Annotated in this window: 16 protein-coding genes and 1 pseudogene; 7 read left to right on the forward strand and 10 right to left on the reverse strand. The window is 65.2% G+C overall.

Annotated elements, in window-relative coordinates:
• Nucleotides 1-6: 6 nt before the first annotated feature.
• From A5728_RS08830 to A5728_RS08840, 3 genes are read right to left on the reverse strand one after another with little or no spacing between them, the layout of a single operon-like run.
• Nucleotides 7-3156, reverse strand: a complete 3150-nt coding sequence (locus A5728_RS08830) for a type I restriction endonuclease subunit R (RefSeq protein ID WP_064846674.1) — start codon at nt 3154-3156, stop codon at nt 7-9.
• Nucleotides 3153-4442, reverse strand: coding sequence for a restriction endonuclease subunit S (locus tag A5728_RS14155; protein WP_156523421.1), 1290 nt, complete (start codon nt 4440-4442; stop codon nt 3153-3155). The genes A5728_RS08830 and A5728_RS14155 overlap by 4 nt, the downstream gene beginning before the upstream one ends.
• On the reverse strand, nt 4439-6427 hold the full coding sequence (locus A5728_RS08840; RefSeq protein WP_064846676.1) for a class I SAM-dependent DNA methyltransferase: 1989 nt from the start codon (nt 6425-6427) through the stop codon (nt 4439-4441). Before A5728_RS08840 ends, A5728_RS14155 begins: the two co-directional genes overlap by 4 nt.
• Nucleotides 6428-6963: 536 nt before the next feature.
• Between A5728_RS08840 and A5728_RS08845 the strand changes: the two genes are divergently transcribed.
• Entirely contained in the window at nt 6964-7467 is a 504-nt protein-coding gene (locus A5728_RS08845; protein ID WP_231885586.1) for a Fur family transcriptional regulator, read from the forward strand.
• 72 nt (nt 7468-7539) lie between these two features.
• Nucleotides 7540-9066 (forward strand): catalase, encoded by a 1527-nt coding sequence (locus A5728_RS08850; protein ID WP_064846677.1) that lies wholly within the window; start codon nt 7540-7542, stop codon nt 9064-9066.
• 197 nt (nt 9067-9263) lie between these two features.
• Here A5728_RS08850 and A5728_RS08855 read toward each other — a convergent pair whose 3' ends face one another.
• From A5728_RS08855 to A5728_RS08870, 4 genes are read right to left on the reverse strand one after another with little or no spacing between them, the layout of a single operon-like run.
• Entirely contained in the window at nt 9264-10466 is a 1203-nt protein-coding gene (locus tag A5728_RS08855) for a DUF2334 domain-containing protein (protein WP_064846678.1), read from the reverse strand.
• Between the two features lie 40 nt (nt 10467-10506).
• Nucleotides 10507-11157, reverse strand: a complete 651-nt coding sequence (locus A5728_RS08860; RefSeq protein WP_064846679.1) for a family 16 glycoside hydrolase — start codon at nt 11155-11157, stop codon at nt 10507-10509.
• Complete coding sequence (locus A5728_RS08865) at nt 11154-12494, reverse strand: glycosyltransferase family 2 protein (RefSeq protein ID WP_064846680.1); 1341 nt, start codon at nt 12492-12494, stop codon at nt 11154-11156. Before A5728_RS08865 ends, A5728_RS08860 begins: the two co-directional genes overlap by 4 nt.
• A 3-nt stretch (nt 12495-12497) precedes the next feature.
• The gene (locus A5728_RS08870; RefSeq protein WP_064846681.1) at nt 12498-12794 is read right to left on the reverse strand and encodes a hypothetical protein; all 297 of its coding nucleotides are present in this window, start codon (nt 12792-12794) and stop codon (nt 12498-12500) included.
• Nucleotides 12795-13107: 313 nt separating this feature from the next.
• Between A5728_RS08870 and A5728_RS08875 the strand changes: the two genes are divergently transcribed.
• Nucleotides 13108-14121, forward strand: coding sequence for an o-succinylbenzoate synthase (locus A5728_RS08875; protein ID WP_064846682.1), 1014 nt, complete (start codon nt 13108-13110; stop codon nt 14119-14121).
• Between the two features lie 60 nt (nt 14122-14181).
• Here A5728_RS08875 and A5728_RS08880 read toward each other — a convergent pair whose 3' ends face one another.
• From A5728_RS08880 to A5728_RS14160, 3 genes and pseudogenes are all read right to left on the reverse strand, one after another.
• Complete coding sequence (locus tag A5728_RS08880; RefSeq protein ID WP_064846683.1) at nt 14182-15531, reverse strand: MFS transporter; 1350 nt, start codon at nt 15529-15531, stop codon at nt 14182-14184.
• Nucleotides 15532-15541: 10 nt separating this feature from the next.
• Entirely contained in the window at nt 15542-16087 is a 546-nt protein-coding gene (locus tag A5728_RS13625; protein WP_082943356.1) for a flavin reductase family protein, read from the reverse strand.
• Between the two features lie 43 nt (nt 16088-16130).
• A pseudogene (locus A5728_RS14160) lies at nt 16131-16426 on the reverse strand (IS3 family transposase); the annotation flags it as partial.
• 381 nt (nt 16427-16807) lie between these two features.
• On the opposite strand from A5728_RS14160, the gene A5728_RS08890 reads away from it, so the two are divergent.
• From A5728_RS08890 to cysD, 4 genes are all read left to right on the forward strand, one after another.
• Nucleotides 16808-19033 (forward strand): PhoX family phosphatase, encoded by a 2226-nt coding sequence (locus A5728_RS08890; RefSeq protein ID WP_064846685.1) that lies wholly within the window; start codon nt 16808-16810, stop codon nt 19031-19033.
• A 243-nt stretch (nt 19034-19276) separates the two neighbouring features.
• The gene (locus A5728_RS08895; RefSeq protein WP_064846686.1) at nt 19277-20989 is read left to right on the forward strand and encodes a nitrite/sulfite reductase; all 1713 of its coding nucleotides are present in this window, start codon (nt 19277-19279) and stop codon (nt 20987-20989) included.
• Complete coding sequence (locus A5728_RS08900; RefSeq protein WP_231885587.1) at nt 20986-21792, forward strand: phosphoadenylyl-sulfate reductase; 807 nt, start codon at nt 20986-20988, stop codon at nt 21790-21792. The genes A5728_RS08895 and A5728_RS08900 overlap by 4 nt, the downstream gene beginning before the upstream one ends.
• Nucleotides 21774-22706 carry a sulfate adenylyltransferase subunit CysD gene (gene cysD / locus A5728_RS08905; protein WP_035960192.1) on the forward strand — a complete coding sequence of 311 codons (933 nt, stop codon included), beginning with the start codon at nt 21774-21776 and terminating at the stop codon, nt 22704-22706. The genes A5728_RS08900 and cysD overlap by 19 nt, the downstream gene beginning before the upstream one ends.

Here is a 22706-nt window from a genome sequence, read left to right on the forward strand (position 1 = left end):
TAAGCCCTACCCTGCCCGCGACCGTTCCCACAAATCGAACGCCATGGCCAGTTCCACCAGATCGGTGGGCGGGAGCTCCTGGAGTCGCTTGGCGATCGCCTCGGACTGGCGGTTCTGATTCCATACGGAATCCTCCAGCACAAGACGCACCTGCGGGGAATGCGAGAAGTCCGCCCTGGTGTTGTTGCGCGCCTGTTGCTGCAGGTCAGTGTTCTCGGCGGCCTCGCGGACCAGTAGTTCCACCGCGCTTACCTTGTGTTCATCGCTGGCATCCAGCCCCCCGAGGAACCTGTTGACCTTCTCCACCAGCTCGGCCTTGGCCGCGCGTTCGCGTTCCTGCTGGCGGGCCATGCCGGCTTCGGTCATGCCTTGCAGACCCCGCGCTTCGCCGTCTTCCAGTTGCAGGTCCTCGCCCCGCTGCTTCTCGAGCCGGTAGTGGGTGAGGACGACGTCGTCCGCAGTCACCGTCTCGCGCTCGCCGCCGTCCAGCTGCTCGCGCAGCAGGCGTGCCAGCAGATCCGCGAACACGGAGAGCTTGAGGTAGTACGTGTCCCCAAAGTTGAGGATCTGGGAGAAGAACGCATAGGACTTCGTGTACTGGCCCAGCAGGGAACGGAACTCGTCGAGCTCGTCGCGCGCTGCGGCGTCGTCGTCGTACACGGCGCGGGACCAGCGGTTGGTGAACCGCTCGACCGCCGGTACCAGCGCCGAGGTCAGCGCGCCGCGCTTGCCGTTCCTGTCCGACCACGCCGCCCACACCCGGTCGACCTCCGCGGGCGTGTAGATGTTGGCGGCATCCAGCTTGGTCATCTGTTTGGCCACGAGGTCCGGGTCCGAATCGGTTTCGATGCGCGCGTCCTCGTAGTAGTCCTGGAACGCCGCCAGGATCTGGGCGGGGTCGTTGACGAAGTCCAGCACGTACGTGTTCTTCTTGCCGTCCGCGCGCCGGTTGAGCCGCGACAGCGTCTGCACCGCGGCGATCCCGGAGAGCTGCTTGTCCACGTACATGGCCGTGAGTAGCGGCTGGTCGAAGCCCGTCTGGTACTTGTTCGCCACGATCAGGATGTTCTGGTCCTCCTGGCTAAACACCCCGGCCAGGTCCCTCCCGCGCAGTTCCGGGTTCATGGACGCCTCGGTCACCTCCGGCACGGCCGCGTTACCGATCGCGGTAACATCCGGATCCGGCAGCGAGCCCGAGAATGCCACGAGGGTTTGCAGCGGCAGCTTCTCGCGTTCGATGTGCTTCTGGAACGCCCGCTGGTACTTCACCGCGGACGCACGCGACCCCGTCACCACCATGGCCTTCGCGCGCCCGCCCAGCTCCTTCTTCACGGTGTGCTGATAGTGCTTGAGGATCACGTCCACCTTGGAATCCACGTTCGTGGGGTGCAGCTCCACGAACCCGATGTACGCGCGCGTCCCCTTGCGCACGTCCACCTCGTCCTCGGTCGACGACGCCGCAGTCCCCGTCCTGCCCTCGGGCACCGTTTCGGGGTCCGCACCCTTGAGGGCGATCCGGGCGGCCATCTCGTACGTGGTGTAGTTCTTGAGCACATCCAGGATGAACCCCTCCTGGATGGCCTGCTTCATGGAGTACAAGTCGAAGGCCTGTCGCTTACCGTCCGGACCCGGGACGCCGAACAGATCCAGGGTCTTGGCCTTGGGGGTTGCGGTGAACGCGAAGTAGCTGATCCGACGACCGTCGTCCGCCTGTGCGGCCATCTGGACCAGGGCGTCCTGGTCCGCGCCCGGCTCCAGCTCGGTCTCCTCGCCCGTCTGCGCCGCGGTCGGGTCGTTGCGGTACAGCAGGTCCTTGACCGACGACGCCGCGGCCCCCGTCTGCGACGAATGCGCCTCGTCCGCGATCACCGCGAAGCGCTTGCCCTCGAACGTGCCGCCTTTTTCTCGGATCTTGGCGAGGGCGTACGGGAAGGTCTGCAGGGTCACGCCGATGATCTGCGTGCCCGCCCGCAACGCTTCCAGCAGGCGCTCGGTCTTGGAGCCCTCGGAACCGGAGGTGATGGGTTCGAAGGTTCCCGTGGTCACGACCAGCTGATCCACCGCGTCCTGGAGCTGGCGGTCCAGCACCTGCCGGTCCGCAATGACGAACACGGTGTCGAAGACCTTCTCGCCCTCCGGAGTGTGCAGGGAGGCCATGCGGTGGGCGGTCCACGCGATGGAGTCCGTCTTGCCCGAACCCGCTGAATGCTGGATCAGGTACTTCTGCCCCGGGCCCTCAGTCCGGGCCGCCTCGGTCAGCTTGGTGACCGCGCGCCACTGGTGGAAGCGGGGGAAGCGGATTTGGCTGGACTCCGTGATCCGCCCGGTCCGGGGATCGGTTTTCTTCTCGTGGTTCACGTAGACGAACTTGGTGAGAATCGTGATCCACGTGTCCTTGTCCAGGATGTGCTCCCAGAAGTAGGACGTGGGTACACCGTCATGCGACGGCGGGTTACCAGCTCCGTTGTCATGCCCCTGGTTGAAGGGCAGGAAAAATGTGTCCGCGCCCCTGAGCTGGGTGGTCATGTAGACGTCGTTCTCGGTGAGTGCGAAGTGCACCAGTGCACCTCGATGCGGGGTCAGCAGCGGTTCACCGGCTGGCGTGCGGTCCGTCTTGTACTGCTCGATGGCCGCCTGCAGCGACTGCGTGAAGTTCGTCTTGATCTCGACGGTCGCCACGGGCAGCCCGTTGAGGAACAGCACCAGGTCGATGCGGTCGCTCTTCCGCGTGGAGTAGCCGACCTCCTGCACCACCCGCACCCGGTTCTTCGCGTAGCGCTCCGTGATCCGAGGATTGCGGTCGTCCGCCGGGGGAGCCGTGAGCATGCTGAACCGCTGCGCCCCGGGGACCGAGAAGCCGCGACGAAGCGTATTGAGGGTGCCACCGCCGGCCTTTTCCGACTGCTCCAGCTGAGATGCCAGACGGTCCAGAATCCGGCGCTCGCCCTTGGCCCGCGCGGCGTCATCCCCGTGCTCGGGCACGATCCGCGCGTACTGCTCCGGCTGGGTGTCTTGCAGCCACCCGAGAACGTCCTCGGGGAACAGCGCCCGCTCTTTGTCGTAGCCCTGGGAATTGCGGGAGTGGGACCACCCGTGCCCCTCCAAGTACTCCGCGATCTCCCTCTGGAATGGTTTTTCCTGATGCGGTGCACTCATGCGTACTCCCTGTGCAGACCCTGCGCGACGTCGTCCTCGAGCTGCTCGGCCGCAGGCTTGTTCTTAGCGGTCACGTCGATTTGCCCGGTCACCGCGGCGGTGATGAGCGCGGCGCGCCGCTCGCGGGCGAGGTCGATGACCCTATTGGAATTCGCGAGCATTTCTTGCATTTCTAACATTTCATGATCCAGGCGCTCGACAATCGAGTGCTGATCGACAGTAGGGGGCGCAGGAAACTTGAAATTCCTGACGACTGTCGAATTGGTGGATGCTAGGTTCGTTGACTGTCGAGCCGTCTGATCGAAGTAGATCCGCGCGGAAGTGGACTCCAGTGCATAAACCAAGTACTCGGGAAGGAGTTTTGAGTTACACCTGAAAGCGAAAACATGATTTTGATGCAGGACGGGATCGATTTGTCCCTTCCAAAGGGCGCCGCGGCCCAGTTTGTCGCGATCCCCGCCCTCGGTTAGTAATACGTCATTGGGTTCAAGGCGATTCTCACTTGCTACCGCGGGTGGGACATCGATTTCTGCTACTTCCGACAGGTCCACGTACCCAGCCTGAACGTTAGCCACGCGAAGGTAGGGGTATTTCTGGGTAGCGACTTCATAACGTTTCCCCAGCGTGAGACCGGAATGAAGTACCCCGAGATATTTCAGCGCGACCTCAGGGCACGCGGCGTGCGCGAACGAATTATCGATTATCGTTCGCCGCCGGTCACTGATAAGAGTCTTTACTTCGGCAAGCTGCTTAATCAAAGCATCGATTTCGGCGGTCTCGTGGTCGAGGTAATTTGCAATCTTTTTCATCTCGCCCTCGGGCGGGGTGGGTATGCGGACCCTGGCCACTTCAAAGGAACTCAAGTGTTTGACGGTTGTGGAATACGCCAGGTCATTTAGAACATTGAGAGCGAATGGTAGACAATATTCAAGCCATTTGCTCCAGTATGGACCGGATTCGATGGCAAGCACTCGTTGATTGAGCAATGCGGGCTCTGAAAGACTCCATCGACCAGTATTAAATTCGCCATCCATTCCTACTAGAAGCGTATTCCTTGAGACACGATATTCGGTGAGTTGCGGGCCGTTGTAACGAGTCTCAACATCAGTAGTGGAAAGATCGCGAATTCTAATGAGCGGTTCGCCATCTGTGCCGAAATACTTTGAGTCATACGGCATTCCGTTGATAATCCGTGACACATGGCCGACTCTTGACTGCGTCCAGCCAGCAGGCAGCGACAAAGACCCATCCCGACCCGCGGCGGCTTCTGTCCATGACCAGTTCACCGCTTCACCTCCTCCAAACGCGCGCGGATGCGGCCCAGGACCTCGTCGAGGTCGCGGTCGATCTCATCCAACGGTCGGGGTGGGACGTACTCGTAGAAGTGGCGGGTGAAGGGGATCTCCGCGCCCTCCTTGGTCTTGGACTCGTCGATCCAGGCGTCGGGGACGAAGGGTTTGACCTCGCGTTCCAGGTACTCGTGGATGTCCTGATCCCACGGGACGTTCTCGGTGTCCCGGAGTGTCGAGTCCGGTTCTGGATTCAGGACGCGGTTGGTTTGCAGCTCGCCGTCCTCGTCCCGTTCGCTCAGCTCATTCACGATGGCCTTGAGCACCGCGGGCTTCAGCTGCAGCCCGGCCTCGACCAGGACATCGAGAAGTTCCGACGTGAACGCGCTCTTGTTGGTACTGACCTCACCGGCCGCGCGCTGGGACCGGGTGTGAAGGGCGGAACGGAGCGCGGCGGCGTCGTCCTCGGGGAGCTTGGCGACCGGCTTGGAGGCCATGACGCGCTCGATGCGCTCGGCGGTGAACGCGAAGTTCAGGCGCAGGGGGCGCTCGACCGTGATGGTGCGGTAGAAGAAGTCCTCGGTGCGGAAGATCTTGGAGTGCTGGGACTCGGTGAACGCGGCGTAGAGGTCGGCGATTTCCTTGATGTTCTCCTTCGAGAGTTCCTTGCGCTTGGAACCCACGGATTTGCGCATCTTCACGAACATGCCGGTGGCGTCGATCAACTGGACCTTGCCGCGGCGTTCGGGGGCCTTGTCCTTCGACAGCACCCAGACGTAGGTGGAGATACCGGTGTTGTAGAACATGTCCGTGGGCAGACCGATGATCGCCTCGAGGTAGTCGTTGTCCAGCACCCACTTGCGGATGTTGGACTCCCCGGAACCGGCACCGCCCGTGAACAAGGGGGAGCCGTTGAGCACGATGGCCGCGCGGCCGGCCGACTGGTTCTCCTCCGTGGCGCTGGGTTCGCGCATCTTGGAGATCAGGTGCATCAGGAAAAGGAGCGAGCCGTCCGAGACGCGGGGCAGGCCGGGGCCAAAGCGGCCGGCGAACCCTGCGATCTGATGTTCGGTCTCCACGGCCTTGCGGTGCTGCTTCCAATCCACGCCGAACGGTGGATTCGACAGGCAGTAGTGGAAGGTGCGGTTCTCGAAGGCTGGATTGGTCAGGGTGTTGCCCAGGACGATGTTGTCGATGGGCTGGCCCTTGACCACCATGTCCGCCTTGCAGATTGCATAAGAGGCGGGGTTGATCTCCTGGCCGAGCAGGTTGACCCAGGCCTCGCTGTTGAACTGCTTGATCTTGTTCTCGGCGGCGGAGAGCATGCCGCCGGTGCCCGCGGTGGGGTCGTAGACGTCGCGGCCGATGCCGGGGGTGGTGAGCTCCTCGTCGTCGTGGAGCAGCAGCGTGACCATGAGGTCGATGACCTCGCGCGGGGTGAAGTGCTCACCCGCGGTCTCGTTGGACGCCTCCGCGAACTTGCGGATCAGTTCCTCGAAGATGTGGCCCATCTGCTCGTTGGACACCGCGTCCGGGTGCAGGTTGGCCTTGGTGAAGTGCTGCAGGACCTGCAGGAGTAGATCGTGCTGGGCGAGGCCGGAGATGGTCTGCTCGAACTCGTACTTCTGGAAGATCTCGCGCACGTTCTCCGAGAAGGCGTTGACGTAGTCCCGCAGGTTCTCCTCGAGGTTGTCGGGGTCACCCTGCAAAGTCTTGAGGGTGTGGCGGGAGCGGTTGAAGAAGTTGTACGTGTGCTCGTTGCCGGCCTGCTTGGTGCGGTTGCGGATCATCGCCAGGGGCGGCTCAGTGTCCACGTAGGTGGGGCCGATGGCCTCGAGGACGTCCTCTTTGGTGGGGGCCAGCACAGCGTCCAGGCGGAACAGGACCGTGAACGGCAGGATCACATCCCCGTACTGATGCTGCTTATAGGTGCCGCGCAGGATGTCCGCGGCACCCCAGATGAAGGACGCGTGGTTAAACACGGTGGGTGGCTGCCTTACTCGGTGGGGCGGGGGTCTACCGTGCAGTCTACGAGGGGGGCAATGAGAAGCTGTTTTCTTCGCCGCCTTTTGTGAGCTGAAGGTTCCCGGATCTGGTGCCGGCCGACCAGGGGAACCAAATGGGTCTGGTGCACGAACTCGTGACAGTGTGACCTGCCCCTGTTGGAGACCCTCTGTGGGCTCGCGGGTTTGTACCTTGCCGTGAAGCACCCGGACAGGTAGTACGGCCGCCCGCCATTGGGCGCCGCGGAGGCCGCGGGCGGCGTCGTCGATGGCCCGCGCGAACGGACGCGCCGCTGGACAGCGGGTGGGAACATCTGTGGTGCAGAACGACCAGAAAACAAGGAAAAACCGTGCGGATCGCGGCATGGATGTAGTGGAGAGCGTTTGCCGCGGCGCTAGAGGGTGAGGAGGGGGAAGCCGCCCTCCCCGAGGGTTCACCCTCCCGTCACCCCTACGTCGTCCGGCACCCCCCGCAACCTTTTGATGAGTAACTCAAAACATGACATAGTGAAGTTATGACCTCGACCACTCTGACCGATCAGCCCGGGGGACGGGAGAACGGCGGCGGCGCCGTCGTGCCCGTGCCGTGGACCGATCGGATCCGGGCGGCCGGACTGCGGGTCACCAAGCCCCGGCTGGCGGTGTTGGACGCGCTCGAGCGCCACCAGCACGCCACTGCGGACGAGGTGCTCGCGGACGTGCGCACGGCATTACCGGAGATCACGGTGCAGTCCATCTACGTGGTGCTGCACTCGCTCACGGACGCCGGACTGTTGCGCCAACTGGACCTGGCGAACTCCCCGGCGCGGTACGAGACCCGGGTCGATGACAACCACCACCATGCCGTGTGCACGGTGTGTGGACGCATCGAGGACGTGGCCTGTGCCGTGGGGCATGCACCGTGCCTGACTCCCAGCGAGACCCACGGGATGAGCATCCACGTGGCCGATGTCGTCTACCAAGGCGTGTGTTCCGACTGCTCGGCCCAGCGGGCCGGTGCGACCGCGGTGCCCGTCTAGACCCCTGAGCTCCGGGAACCCATCTGGGCCACCGGTTCACCCACCCATCCCAACCCCATCAAGGAGTACGCGATGACGGAACCCACCCCGCACGCCACCGGGTCCACGACCCAGGCCGGCATCCCCGCTGTCAGCGACCGCAACTCGCTGACCACCGGCCCCAACGGTTCGATCGTGCTGCATGACCACCAGCTGGTGGAGACCCTGCAGCACTTCAACCGGATGAACATCCCCGAGCGTCGTCCGCACGCCAAGGGCGCCGGCGCGTTCGGCACCTTCGAGGTCACCGAGGACGTCTCGCAGTGGACCAAGGCGGACTTCCTGCAGCCGGGCAAGAAGACCGAGATGCTGGCCCGCTTCTCCACCGTGGCCGGCGAGCTGGGCTCCCCGGACACCTGGCGTGACGTCCGTGGCTTCGCCCTGAAGTTCTACACCGAAGAAGGCAACTTCGACATGGTCGGGAACAACACCCCGATCTTCTTCGTGCGCGACCCCATGAAGTTCCCGCACTTCATCCGCTCGCAGAAGCGCCTGCCGGACTCCGGGCTGCGTGACGGCACCATGCAGTGGGACTTCTGGACCAACAACCCCGAGTCCGCCCACCAGGTCACCTACCTGATGGGTGAGCGCGGCCTGCCCAAGACTTGGCGCCACATGAACGGCTACGGCTCGCACACCTACATGCTGGTCAACGCCGAGGGCGAGAAGTTCTGGGTCAAGTGGCACTTCGAGTCGCGGCAGGGCGTGGAGAGCCTGAGCAACGAAGAGGCCGAGCGCCTGGCCGGAGCCGATGGCGACGTCCACCGTCGCGACCTGTTCGAGGCGATCGAGCGGGGCGAGTACCCGAAGTGGGACCTGTACTTCCAGATCATGCCGTACGAGGAGGCCAAGACCTACCGGTTCAACCCCTTCGACCTGACCAAGACCTGGTCCAAGAAGGACTACCCGCGGCACAAGGTGGGCACCATGACCCTGAACCGCAACCCGGAGAATTTCTTCGCCCAGATCGAGCAGGCGGCCTTCTCCCCGGCGAACATGGTCCCGGGCACCGGCAACTCCCCGGACAAGATGCTACTGGGGCGCACCTTCGCCTACGCGGACGCCCAGCTCTACCGCGTCGGCACCAACTTCCAGCAGCTGCCGGTGAACCGCCCGATCAACGAAGTGCACACCTACAACTTCGAGGGCAGCATGACGTATCACCACAGCGGTGCCCGGCGGGTGTACGCCCCGAACTCCTTCGGTGACTCCTGGTCGGACGAGACCGGCCCCGTGGACAATGGCTGGGAGGACGACGGCGCTCTGGTCCGCGAGGCCTACACCTTGCGTCAGGACGACGACGACTTCGGTCAGCCGGGCACCCTGATCCGCGAGGTCTTCAACGACGCGCAGCGCGCGCGGTTCGTGCAGACCGTGGCCGGCGCCCTCGAAGGTGTCGAGGAGCCGGTGCTCTCGAACGCCTTCCAGTACTGGAAGAACGTGGACGAGAACATCGGTCAGCGTATCGAGGAGGCCGTCAAGTCCAACGCCGCCAACCCCGAGGTTCCGGGCATGGGCGTGGACGAGGACCCCACGAGCAACTCCGAGATCAGCGAGTAACGCTCCGGGGGTGAACGGACCCCTGGTGAGTTCGGTGGGCCCGGGCGCGGTGGGATGATCACCGTGCGGGGCTCCCGGCCGCCGAAGGCCGCCCACCCCTGACGTTCACACGCGTGCGAACACCCGGTCAGTGATCCTGGCCGGGTGTTCGCACGTTCTGGGTCCAGGGTGCCCGCCCGGGGGCGCCGACCCGGACGCTACTTCAGCTCCGTGACCGGTCGGAACTCGTACCCCAGCTTCTTGATGCCGGTGACCGTCTTCTTGAGGTACTCAATGTCCAGGTATGGGTGGAAGAAGAAGCTCGCGGTGGATTCGCGCACGGTCAGGTTCGCATTGGCCCGTGAGACCAGGAACTCCGGGGTGCGGGCGGCATGGTTGTTCTGCTCGCCCTCGGTGATGTTGCCCAGGTTCTCGGGGTACACCGTTCCGCCGTAGATATCGCTCACCGTGAATGGGAACTGCTGGCTGTAGGACTTACCGGCTTCGGAGGGTTGCCCCGTGAGGATGCCCGCGTAGTAGTCGCCCTGTTCGTAGCGCGCGTCGTACTCCTGGGCCATGGCCACGTACGAGTTCACGGAACCGCCGTAGTGCGGTGTCTCGAAGATCGTGGGCTCACCCAGACCGGCGTGCTCCATCACGGAGCGTCCCGCGTCCAGGCGGTCCTTCCACTCGTCCACGTCGTCCTGGGCCACGCGGCGCAGGTCTTTCGGGTCGGACTCCGGGCCCACGTCCTCCAGGCGCACCGCGGCCTGCTTCACCGCGGGGGCGTCCGAACCCACGAGGTCGTAGAAGAGATCCGTGTAGACCAGGTACACGTCGTTCGCGTCGATGTAGTCCAGGTGCACCTCGGCCAAATAGGTGAGGTTCGCGGAGCGGATGGCCCACGGGGCCTCCGGGGAACCGTTCGGCGTGCACGAGGTGGGCTTACCGCGCTCGGTGCACTGCGACGTCGCCAGGACCTCCACCTTGTCGTTCGTGCCCGTGAACGGGACCACGATCTCAGGGGCACCCTGGGTCTCCCGGTGCACCTTCTCGCCCTGGTACTCGACCGAGGTGACCTTGGAACTGTCCACCGTGGTCGCGGCGCGGGGGTCCCAGCGGTACTTGTCCCGGAACTGGGCGTTCTGCGCGCCGTCGGGACCCGCGAGGGCTTCGATGTTGCGGCCCAACCACATCACGGGCTTGTCGGTAGAGCGGACGTCGTCCAGGAAGGCCTGGGGGAGCGGGACGCGGTGGTCGGCGCCGATGTACACCGCGGCGTCGTAGTTCTCGACCATGGCGTCCGTGTAGTCGGCCACCGGCTTGAGTTCGGTCCTCCCGAAGTGTGTGAGCAGGTTGCCCGTGGCGATCGCGTGCATGGCGTTGGCGTCCGCGGCGGCACCGGTGTTGTCGAAGAGCACGCCGTGCGCACCCCGCGCCAGCCCGGCGCGGACGATCCCGTCAGCCCTGCCCCATGATCTCGAAATCGTGGAACAGGACCTTGGCGTCCTCCGTGTACAACCCGATCGCGCCACCTCGGTAGGGAGTCTCCTCGTCCGTGACGGTGGCCAGTTCGGTCCCGTCCACCGTGACCGTCATCCTGGGCCAGTCCTGCGTGATCTCCACCCGGTAGTCCCTGCCCACCGGGAAGGTCCGGTCCCCACCGGACGCGATGAACCGCTGCGCCCCCGGGTAGGCCGGGTCCTGCTTGGAGATCTCCCAGCCGTTGGGTTTGAGCGCCACCGCGTAGAAGTGGTCGTTGTCACGCAGGTTCCACTGCACCCAGCCCACTTCCCACGCATTGGGTTCGTCATTGCGGCGCAGTTGCTCCTCGGTGCGCACCGTGACGGCGAAGTCGGCGTCGTCGTAGTTCTCCACCGTGTGCACGAGCGCCCCGTGGGTCACGATGGCGGCCTCGGCCGTGTGGGGTTCCAGCAGCACCTGCCGGTCGTTGCCCTTCACGGTGCCGTAGCCCGTGTACATGACCTGCCAGCGCCCGTGCACCTCCCCGTCCGCCCACGGCTGCACGCGCCACAGGTTATTCATGACGGCCATCACCGCGAGCACCAGCACGATCGTCGCGACGAGTACGACGACGCCGCGTTTCCTCATGCATGGGCCTCCACCGTGAGCTCCCGGGCCGAGGAGTCCACCTGCTCCTGGTTCTCGACCACGCGTTCCGTCTTGGCCCAGCCGTTGTGGCCGCGCACCGCGCGCCACGCGGCCTTCCAGCCGGCCACGTACCACAGCATGGCGTAGAGCACGTAGAGGTGGACCAGGCCCACGGCCTTGACCGGGTTCAGACCGCTGTGACGTTCCTGCGACCAGTACACCAGCCCGTAGAGCAGCGCGGGTCCGAACGCGATCAGGTAGGACGAGAGCCACCACCCGGAAACCACGGCGTGACCCGTGACGATCCCGACCGCGAGGTCCAGCACCCAGAAGGCGAACGCCAGGGACAGGAAGGACGTAAGCAGCAATAGGAACGGGCTCGTCAGGTGGTACAAGAGATCCGCTCGGCGGCTGCCGGTGAGGTCCCGCAGCACCCACGGCACCAGGTTCCAGGACTGCAGGTGGCCCTGGAACCACCGGGTGCGCTGCTTGACCCAGCGCTTGACGTCCACGAGTCCCTGCTGGTGCACGGACGCGGTGGAGACAAACTCGGTCTGCCACCCGTCCATGAGCAGTCGCACGCCCAAATCCAGGTCCTCGGTGAGGCTGCGCGACCACGGGGACACACCCAGCCCGTCGAGCGCGGAGAGCCGGACGAACTGGCCGTTGCCGCCGAGTCCCACGCTGCCCAGGTGTCGGCGGCCCCGCTGGAACACGTGGGTGTAGAGCACGAACTCGAGGTCCTGCATCCGGGCCAGGAGGTTCTGCTGGCGGTTGTTGATCCGCACGCCGATCTGCACCGCGCCCAGGCGGTTGTCCTTGAACAGGGGCATGACGTCGTCCAGGGCGTGCGGGTCCAGACGTCCGTCCGCGTCCATGACGCACACGACCACGTCAGAATGAGACGTCCCGGCGATCAGATCGCTCGTGCGCAGGTACTGGATGGCGGCGTTGAGCGCCTCGCCCTTCCCCTCGCGGGCGTGGGGCAGGGTGCGCTGGAACAGGTGCACGCGCGGGTCCGGGAACGAGCGCACGATCTCGGCCGTGCCGTCGTCGGAACCGTCGTCGATCACCATGATCTGGAGGTCCGGGTGGTCCAAGCCGACGAGCCGCTCGAGGCTGGGCCGCAGGACGCGTTCCTCGTTGAGGCACGGGATCACGAAGACCACCTTGTGGTGGCCGGGGACGGTGGCGATCTTCACCCTACGGTGCTGCGAGCGCTGCGGTTCGAAGCGGGAGAGCACCAGGATGAACATGCCGTACAGGACGCTCAGGGCCACGAGGACCACGGCGAGCACCAGGATGAGGTCGATACGATGACCGAAGACCAGGATCACGGTTCAGCCCTTCACCTTCAGCGCGTGCCGACCGCGCGCGGGCAGCTCCTGGTACGGCTGGTCCTCGGCGGCGGTCACGGGCGCCATCTCGCGCGGGTGCGCGGCCTGACGGGGCCTGCGCCGGATCTGGTGCCACGTGGTGATGGCGCTCGCGATGGACACCGTGCTGAGGAAGAACAGCAGGTACGCCAGGAACAGCACCATGGCGATCATCAACAGCACGCGGCTGCCGCCCTGCAGGAACGCCTGCAACGTTTCCCCCACGGACGCGATTTCGGACAGCGCAAAGACATGCAACACGAATCCCCCGATTCCCCCTGTGGTGTCGCGATCATCCCCCCGGACTCACGACACCTGTGACCCCTCCAGAATACGTCGGGCACAACCATGCGTTGTGGCACGTAATTGCGACTGCGAACGCTCCGTGGGCCGAACGGCCCACGGGGTGTGGGGTGTCGAGGGAAGACTTCCGGCGCGCAGCGGCATAAAGGTGCGTTTCGCATGTAAACAAATGCATTTACACAAAAAGTTATGGGCTCAAACTCTATGCAGTAACGCCAAACAGGGGACAGTAACCGACGTTTCGATCAAGGCGGACACGTACCCTAGGGCCATGCTCTCTTCGGTGACGCCCATACCCCCACTGTCCGATCTGCTCGATACCGCTCGGGTGGTCTCCCTGCCCATGCGCGTGCGGTTCCGGGGGGTCACCGCCCGGGAAACGGTGGTCTTCCACGGCCCGGCGGGTTGGGGCGAGTTCGGCCCCTTCCCCGAGTACGAGGACGCCGAAGCGGCGTCGTGGTTGCGCGCGGGCATCGAGGTGGCATGGACCGGGTTCCCCGACCCCGTGCGCACCCGGGTGCCCGTCAACGCCACGGTCCCGGCCGTCCCCGCCGAGCGCGTCCCGGAGGTCCTTGCGGGGTACGGCGGCGCGGTGCACGCCGTGAAAATCAAGGTCGCCGAACGCGGACAGAGCCTCGCGGACGACGTCGCTCGCGTCGCCGCCGTGCGCGCCGCCCTCCCGGACGCGCAACTGCGCGTGGACGCGAACATGGGCTGGAGCGAGGACGACGCCGTATGCGCACTCACCACCCTGAGCGAGTTCGAGCTCGCGTACGCCGAGCAACCCGTGGCCACCGTGCCGGGGCTGGCCAACGTGCGCCGTCGGCTGCGGGACGCGGGGAACAAATTGTTGATCGCCGCGGACGAATCCGTGCGCAAGGCGCAGGACCCGCTGGCCGTGGCTCGGGCCGACGCGGCGGATCTGATCGTGGTCAAGGTCGCACCCCTGGGCGGGGTACGCCGGGCGCTGGAGATCGTGGCGCAGGCCGGGCTGCCCGCCGTCGTCAGCTCCGCGATCGACAGCTCGGTGGGGATCCGGGCGGGCGTGGCACTCGCCGCGGCGTTACCGGAGTTGCCGTACGCGTGCGGGCTCGGGACGCTGTCCCTGATGACCGCGGACGTCACCGCCGAGCCCCTGCGCCCGGTGGATGGCTACCTCCCGGTGCGGGACGTGGCGGTCTCGGAGGATCTGTTGACGGAACACGCGGTCACGGGCCCGCGCCGTGACTGGTGGCTCGAGCGGATCTCCCGCACGTACGAGGTGCTGCGGGGCGGGGACGTTTAGACGGCGGAAGGGGCCGACACTACGCATGGGTAGGATCGGCCCCTTCTTGGCAAGTCCGGTTCAGCGACGGGCAGCCGGAGTGGGCTCCTCGGTGGCGGATTCAACCAAAGGAGTATCGATATGGGGCTTCAAGCGCGAGGCCGCGAAGGCTGCTAGAGCTACCACGACCGCAACCCCGATGTAGAGCTGGGTCGGTGACCAGCCGCCGTCGAGGAGGGTGCCCACCAGAATGGGTGCCAGAATGGCTCCCACCCGGCCAATTCCGAGACCCCATCCGACACCGGTTGCTCGCACCTCCGGCGCATACGTCTGAGGCGCCACGGTGTAGAGTCCCGCAACACAGCCGTTGATGAGCATTCCCACGACAACACCACTCAGGAATGCGAGAGCCGGAATTGATGTAGTAGTAATGAATACCACCAATAGCACGGCCGCAAGAATAGTGAACACCACGAGCGTGTTGCGCGCGTTACGCCGAATGGTCAGAACACCGTAGATCAGCGAACCGAAGGTTCCACCCATGGTCAGCATCAGACCCCCCACAATGCCTTGTTGCTCCGTCATCCCGGATTCAACCAGAAGTCTCGGCGTCCACGAATTCGCGAAGTAGAAGCCGAACATGATGACGAAGAACGATACCCATAGCAGGATGGTCGAAACCCGGTACCGGCCACCAAGCAGCTGAGTTACGCTACCCTGTGACGAATTGGTTGTGGTGGGTGCATCCCCCAGGAAAACGTCCCCCTTGAGCCCGATCCGTCGGGCAATTCCAGCCAACTTCTCTTCGGCATTCTTGGGGCGTCGGACACGGTAGTAATCAACAGATTCTGGCAGGATCACCAGGATCAAAACGGCTGCGAACAATGTCACAAGGCCGCCGGCAAGGAACACGGAGCGCCATCCGAAAGCGGGAATCAGCTGGGTGGCGCCCATTCCACCCAGTGTCGCACCCACCCCGTAGCCGGCGGTGTAGATACTGATGGCCATGCCGCGATTCTTCACATTGGAGTACTCGCTGGTGATGACCGTAACCGTTGCGAGGATGCCGCCCACACCCAGCCCGGTGATGACTCGCCATGCGCCCAGCTCAAGGGCGGAGTTCGCCGTGGCGGAAAGGAACAAACCTACGGCATTGATGCCAACCGCGACCAACAAGATCTTGCGACGTCCGAAACGATCAGCGAACGGGCCCAGCAAGAGTGACCCAGCAGCCATGCCGATCAGACCGGAACTCAGCAGCCAGCCCAGCTGGGCTCCTGTGAGTTCGAACTCCTTGGAGACGGAGGTCGCGGTGAAGGCCATTGCCAACACGTCGTACCCGTCGAGGGCGTTGAGAAACGCGGCTAGTGCAACAATGACCCATTGATATGCCGACATCTTGGAAATGTCGATCTTACGGCGAATGTCCAAAACATGCCTTTCAGGGAACGTCGATGGTTACGAGGGCTGACTGTGCGAGGTTTTCCGGAGTTGAATCCGGTCGAGTTGCTACTGCGCGGGAGACGCAGCAGCACATTGTAGCGTTCGGGGCCTTCTGGCGGTCGGAATAGAAGACGTCTCGATGATCAACTTCCCCGGAAAGCTCCAGAATCTTCACCTGACAGAGACCACACTCTCCCCGGCGACAATCCGACATGGTGTCCACACCTCCGCGTTCCAGCGCTTCGAGCATCGACTCATCCGAATTCACGGTGGTCCTGAAGTTCAATCGGGGAATATGGACTTCGAAGGGCTCGGCCTCGTACCATCCACTGTTCCCGAACGTCTCGTACCTCAAATTGGTAGGGTCCAGGCCGTTATCGGACCACGCCCTGCGGACAGCATCCATCAAGCGAATGGGTCCGCACATGTACAGCTCGGTGCCATCGGCAACGTTGCTCACGAGATCAACGACATCCAGAGTTCTCCCCCGATCATCCAGGTGAACCTCGATACGGTCGCCGTGCAGCGCCTTCAAATCCTCCATGTAGGCATGGGCACTGCTGCACGGTGAGGTGACAGTTGTAGTGTCAAGCCGCGAGGTCCACGGCTGGGTTCATGATGGTCTCGCATTCCATCGGGGTCAAACGGCCCAGGCGAACCTGTCGACGGCGCCAGTGGTAGGCCTGTTCGATCCAGGTGATAATCGCGATCCGCAGCTCGTCACGGGTCCGCCAGCGACGGCGATCGAGGACGTTCTTCTGCAGCAACGCGAAGAAAGATTCCCGCGCCGCGTGGCCGCATTGACCAGTGCGTTCACCGCGAGGCGGGCCTTCATCCGGGAATCCATGGAGTAGCCCACGATCCGCCCGCAGAACGCGTCCTTACGAACGACGTCTTCGCGGAACTCTCGGGGATATGCAGCGGGCATGGTGCATATCCTTCCAGGCCGCCCGACGGGCAAGCCAGATCAGATGTCACCCCCCCCGTACAGCAGTCCCGATCCATGATGAGGGGCCAAGGTGGCTCGAACTTTCCCCAGCACGTCAACGGGGGGGTGAAACCCGCCCCTGTATGCAGCCCGGGACCCAAAGTCGCCACAATGCGGCACGCGGCGTGCGGGGCCCCGAAGGTGGTCCGTGACAGACGCGCAATTAACCCGTCGTTCGCCCGGTGGTTGCGTGGCGATTACGCCGTGATGGTGGGCTGAGCAGCGGAACCACTCGCTGACATGCATCAACGCATGTCCCACCCAGGGAGCCACGCCATGACCCAAGCACCCGAACGCCGTCGCCTGTTGCCCATGCTGGGCCACGTCAACGGCAAGCGAAGCCCGCTCACGTGTGAACTCAAGTGCGGTAGCCAGTGCATGACCCCGGACGCGAACACATCCGGCAACGAGTACGTGCACGACGTCATCTCCGCAGCCGTCAGCCGCCGTGCCGCCCTGGGGCTGGGGATGGCCGGGGCCGTGACCGTGGGTGTGGTCGCCGCGACTGCCCAGCCGGCCGAGGCCACCTACGCCTACTGGGGTCAGGGCCGTGCCCGCCTGGACTTCACGCCCATCAAGCCCGTGGACATGACCGTGGACGACCTCTCGGTGCCCAAGGGCTACGACTGGTCGCCCATCATCCGCTGGGGTGACCCCCTGTTCTACGACTCCCCGGAGTTCGACCCCAAGAACCAGACCCCCGAAGCGCAAGCCAAGCAGTTCGGGTTCAACTCGGACTATCTGGACATCATCCCGGACCCGAACGGGCTCACGGGCGTGCTGGTGAACAACCACGAGTACACCAACGAGAACACCATGTTCCCGGCGGGCTACGACAAGACCAACCTGACCAACATGGTCAAGACCACGATCCAGGCGCACGGCATGTCGGTCGTGGAGATCTCCCGCACCAAGGTGGGGGAGCCGTGGACCTATGTGCGCGGTGGCGCTCGCAACCGTCGCATCACGCTGACCACCACGTTCGTGATGGACGGGCCCGCCGCGGGGTCCGATCTGCTCAAGACGCAGGACGACCCCACCGGCAAGCGTGTGCTGGGCACCCAGAACAATTGCTCTGGCGGTGTGACACCGTGGGGCACGGTGCTCTCCGGTGAGGAGAACGTGCACCAGTACTTCATCACCTCCGGCACCGCCGAGGAGAAGCGCTACGGCTTCCCCACGACCATGCCGTCCCGCCGCTGGCCCGAGGTGGAGAAGCGCTTCGACGCCCGGATCGAGGGGTACAAGAACGAGCCCAACCGCTTCGGCTGGATCGTGGAGATCGACCCGCAGAACCCCAACTCCGCGCCCATCAAGCACACCGCGCTGGGCCGCTTCAAGCACGAGGGCGCGAACGTGCGCGTGGGTGACGACGGCACGGTGGTCGCGTACTCCGGTGACGACGAGAAGTTCGAGTACATCTACAAGTTCGTCTCGTCCCGCAAATACCGCAAGGGCGACAAGGCCCACAATATGAAGTTGCTCTCCGAGGGCGACCTCTACGTGGCCCGGCTGCGCGGCAACTCCCAGGCCCCCGAGATCACTGGGACGGGCCAGCTGCCCCGCGACGGCGAGTTCGACGGCACCGGCGAGTGGCTGCCCCTGCTCAAGGGTGGAAAGTCCATGGTCCGCGGCATGTCCGTGGAGGAGGTCCTGGTCTACACCCGCCTCGCCGCGGACAAGGCTGGCGCCACCAAGATGGACCGCCCGGAGGATGTGGAGCCCAACCCCCACACCGGCAAGGTGTACGCGGCGCTGACCAACAACTCCGATCGCGGCAAGCCCGGCAAGGCGGACGTGGACGAGGCCAATCCCCGCACCGGCAACCGTGACGGGTACATCCTGGAACTGACCGAGCGCAATAACCGGCCCCAGGCCACGCGCTTCGACTGGAACCTGTTGCTCGTGTGCGGTGACCCCACCAAGGATTCGGGGACGTACTTCGGCGGGTTCCCCAAGGAGAAGGTCTCCCCGATCTCGTGCCCCGACAACGTGGCCTTCGACAAGGCCGGCAACCTGTGGATCTCCACGGACGGTGCGCCCTCCAAGATCGGCTACAACGACGGTCTGTTCAAGGTGGACCTCCAGGGTGCCAATCGCGGTCGCGTGCAGCAGTTCCTGGCCGTGCCGCAGGACGCGGAGACGTGCGGTCCCGTGATCCACGACACCGAGGGCATGGTCTACGTGGCCGTGCAGCACCCCGGTGAGGACGGCACGTTCGAGCAGCCCCGCTCGTACTTCCCCGACTACGTGCTGCCCACGCGCGCCGGGGCCGGCGAGTTCTCCATGCCGCGCCCCGCGGTGGTCCAGGTCTTCCACAAGAACCGCGAGGACCAGCCCGAGTTCCCCGGTGGCGTGAGCGACAAGCCGGGTAAGGGCCGCAACCAGGACAAGCGCCGCAAGAACGGCAAGAACGGCCCCAAGTACCGCGGGTACCAGGGCAAGAGCAGTGCCGAGCTCAAGCGCCGCGCTCGCCAGGCGCCCAAGTCCTTCGAGGGCTGAGCTGGTAGCACCACCACATGCATGCGCGGGCGGGATCGCGGGGACCGCGGTTCCGCCCGCGTCGTCGTGCCCGGGAACAGCGGGCGACGACGCCGCGGTGCCGGTCGAGCGACGTCGGCCTGTACCCGCGGGTGACCAGGGGGAATGCCGGCTATGTGACGGGTTTGTGACGGTGAATCGCTGCACTGAGGGCTCGCTCGGTACGTTGGAGCGACTTGCCTCCCCCTCACCCAAGGAGCACCCATGACACCCTCCGCCGACACCCAGGACAAGGCCCCCGCCGCGGCGTCCGGCCGCGTGCGCGGACCCCGCAAGGGCACCGATCTGGGCCAGTGGAAGGTTAGCGGCCGCACGCCGCTGAACCACAACGAGGAGTTCAAAGCGGAGGAGAACTCGCTCAACGTCCGGCAGCGGATCATCGACACGTACTCCAAGACGGGGTACGCCTCGATCCCCGCGGACGACGTCCACGGGCGGTTCCGCTGGTTGGGCCTGTACACGCAGCGCAAGCAGGGCGTGGACGGTGCGTCGACCTCCAAGCTGGACGCCGAATCGCTCTCGGACGAGTACTTCATGCAGCGCATCCGCCTAGACGGCGGACAGCTGACCACGGAGCAGACGCGCGTGCTGGGTGGCATCTCCCGGGATTTCGCGCGCGGCACCGCGGACGTGTCCGACCGGCAGAACATCCAGCTGCACTGGCTGCGCATCGAGGACGTCCCCGAGATGTGGGAACGGCTGGACTCGGTGGGGCTCACGACCCTCGAGGCGTGCGGTGACACCCCCCGCGTGTTCCTGGGCAGCCCCGTGGCGGGCGTCGAGGCGGATCCGATCATCGATCCCACGTCCGAGCTCGAGGCGCTGCGCACAGAGTTCGTGGGCAACCCGGACTACGTGAACCTGCCGCGCAAGTTCAAGACCGCGATCACCGGCAGCCGCACCCTGGACGTGGTGCACGAGATCAACGACGTCAGCTTCGTGGGGGTCAACCACCCGGAACTCGGTCCCGGTTACGACCTGTGGGTGGGCGGTGCACTGTCCGTGTCCCCGCGGTTGGGGGAGCGCCTGGGTGCGTTCGTGGCGCCGGAGGACGTCGTGCCCGTGTGGGCCGGGGTCACTGCGATCTTCCGCGACTACGGCTACCGCAAGCAGCGCACCAAGGCCCGGTTGAAGTTCCTGCTCGCCGAGTGGGGCCCGGAGAAGTTCCGCCAGGTGCTCCAGGACGAGTACCTGGGTCGCGAGCTGCCGGACGGTCCCGCCCCCGAGCGCGCCGTGGGTCACGCGGATCACGTGGGGGTCCACGAACAGAACGACGGCAAGAAGTACGTGGGCTTCGCGCTGACCGCGGGTCGCCTGAGCGGTGACGCCCTCGTGGCGCTCGCCGACGCCGCCGAGGCCGCCGGTTCCGGCCGGATCCGGTTGACCCCGCACCAGAAGGTCCTGGTGCTGGACGTGGCCCCGGAGAACGTGGATTCCCTGATCGAGGCGCTGCGCCCGTGGGGGATGCACGCCAAGCCCAGCCCGTTCCGCCGGTCCACGATCGCGTGCACCGGGATCGAGTTCTGCAAGCTCGCGTTCGTGGAGACCAAGGGTCTTGCCGCACGGGTGATCGACGACATGGAGCAGCGCCTCCAGGATGTGGAGATCCCCACCCCCATTTCCCTGCACATCAACGGGTGCCCCAACTCGTGCGCGCGTATCCAGACCGCGGACATCGGCCTCAAGGGCCAGTACATCGGTGAGGAGTACGTGTTCCAGGTGCACCTGGGCGGCGGCCTGGCCTCCCCGGACCGCGAGGAGGGCGGGTTGGGTCGCACCGTGCGCGGGCTGAAGATCACCGCAGACGACCTGTCCGACTACGTGGAGCGTGTCACCCGCACGTTCCTCGACGAGCGCGAGGCTCACCAGAGCTTCGCCGAGTGGGCCCTGAACGCCCAGGAGGATTCACTGAAATGACCAGGACCGACACCGCAGGCAACAGCGGCGCGGCGGACGCGTCGTCGTCCGCTCACACCACGACCATCGAGCAGGACCCCGCGGCCGCTTCCCCCGGACGCACCCGCTCCGTCGAGGAGCTCAAGGCGCTCGTCGAGGAGGCGCAGCAGCGCTTCGGACTGCGGGATGCGGACCCGGACGAGGTGCTCGCGTGGGCCGCCGAGACCTTCGGGAAGAAGCTCGCGGTCGCGTGCTCCATGGCCTCCGACACCGTGGTCCCCGCCCTGGTGAGCAATCACGTCAAGGACGTGGACGTGCTCTTCCTGGAGACGGGCTACCACTTCCCGGAGACCCTCGAGACCCGCGATCGCTTCGCCTCGGACTGGCCAGTGAACGTGCGGACCCTGCTGCCCGAGCTGACCGTGCCCGAGCAGGACGCCAAGTACGGTCCCAAGCTCCACGACCGTGACCCGGGCCTGTGCTGCGGGATGCGCAAGGTCGCGCCGCTGGACAAGGCCCTGGCCGGCTACGAGGCCTGGGTGACCGGGCTGCGGCGCGAGGAGACACCCCACCGCGCGAACGCCGCGCCTGTGGAGTGGGATGAGCACCACCAGATGGTCAAGCTCAACCCTGTGGTGGATTGGAGCTTCGACCACGTGGTCGATTACGCCGAGCAGAACCTCGTGGTGGTCAACCCGTTGCTGGGCCAGGGCTACCCGTCCATCGGGTGTGCACCGTGCACGCGCAAGGTCGCGCCCGGAGAAGACCCCCGCGCCGGTCGTTGGTCCGGTGTGGGCAAGACAGAATGCGGGATCCACCTATGACCACGACCACCTCCGAGTCCGTGACACTCTCCCAGCTGCAGCGTCTCGAGGCCGAGTCCATCCACATCTTCCGCGAGACCGCGTCCGAGGGCGAGCGCCCCGTGCTGTTGTTTTCCGGCGGCAAGGACTCGGTGGTCATGCTTCACCTGGCCGCCAAGGCCTTCTGGCCGGCCCCCATCCCGTTCCCCGTGCTGCACGTGGACACCGGGCACAACTTCCCGGAGGTCCTGGAGTTCCGGGACCGCACCGTGGAGCGGTTGAAGATCCGTCTGGAGGTCGCCAAGGTCCAGGACTACATCGACGACGGCCGCCTGGCTGAGCGCCCGGACGGCACCCGCAACCAGTTGCAGACCGTTCCCCTGCTGGACGCGATCACGGAGGGCAAGCACGACGTCGTCTACGGCGGCGCCCGGCGTGATGAGGAGAAAGCCCGCGCCAAGGAACGCATCATCAGCCTGCGCGATGAGTTCGGCCAGTGGGATCCGCGTAACCAGCGCCCCGAACTGTGGAGCCTGTACAACACGCGCCACCGCCCCGGTGAGCACGTGCGGGTGTTCCCGCTGTCCAACTGGACCGAGTTGGACATCTGGTCCTACATCACCGAGCAGGGCATCGACCTGCCCCCGCTGTACTACGCCCACGAGCGGGACGTGATCAGCCGCGACGGGATGTGGCTCGCCGTGGGTGAGTACGTGAGCCCGCGGGAGAACGAGACCGTGGAGCAGCGCACCGTGCGCTACCGCACCGTGGGTGACATGAGCTGCACGGGTGCCGTGGAGTCCCCGGCCACGACCGCGGAGGAGGTGCTGGCTGAGGTCATGACCAGCACCCTCACCGAACGCGGGGCCACCCGCGCGGACGACCGCGTGTCCGAGGCCGCCATGGAGGACCGCAAACGAGAGGGCTACTTCTAG

Origin of the sequence: Kocuria sp. ICS0012, from assembly GCF_001665945.1 — a bacterium.
GTDB classification, from domain to species: Bacteria; Actinomycetota; Actinomycetes; order Actinomycetales; family Micrococcaceae; genus Kocuria; species Kocuria marina.

Excerpts from the sequence above, each read along its gene's own strand:
- A5728_RS08830 (WP_064846674.1), bottom strand. The coding sequence starts at position 3,156 with ATGAGTGCACCGCATCAGGAAAAACCATTCCAGAGGGAGATCGCGGAG.
- A5728_RS08845 (WP_231885586.1), top strand. The coding sequence starts at position 6,964 with ATGACCTCGACCACTCTGACCGATCAGCCCGGGGGACGGGAGAACGGC.
- A5728_RS08850 (WP_064846677.1), top strand. The coding sequence starts at position 7,540 with ATGACGGAACCCACCCCGCACGCCACCGGGTCCACGACCCAGGCCGGC.
- A5728_RS08860 (WP_064846679.1), bottom strand. The coding sequence starts at position 11,157 with ATGAGGAAACGCGGCGTCGTCGTACTCGTCGCGACGATCGTGCTGGTG.
- A5728_RS08875 (WP_064846682.1), top strand. The coding sequence starts at position 13,108 with ATGCTCTCTTCGGTGACGCCCATACCCCCACTGTCCGATCTGCTCGAT.
- A5728_RS13625 (WP_082943356.1), bottom strand. The coding sequence starts at position 16,087 with ATGGAGGATTTGAAGGCGCTGCACGGCGACCGTATCGAGGTTCACCTG.
- A5728_RS08890 (WP_064846685.1), top strand. The coding sequence starts at position 16,808 with ATGACCCAAGCACCCGAACGCCGTCGCCTGTTGCCCATGCTGGGCCAC.
- A5728_RS08895 (WP_064846686.1), top strand. The coding sequence starts at position 19,277 with ATGACACCCTCCGCCGACACCCAGGACAAGGCCCCCGCCGCGGCGTCC.
- A5728_RS08900 (WP_231885587.1), top strand. The coding sequence starts at position 20,986 with ATGACCAGGACCGACACCGCAGGCAACAGCGGCGCGGCGGACGCGTCG.
- cysD (WP_035960192.1), top strand. The coding sequence starts at position 21,774 with ATGCGGGATCCACCTATGACCACGACCACCTCCGAGTCCGTGACACTC.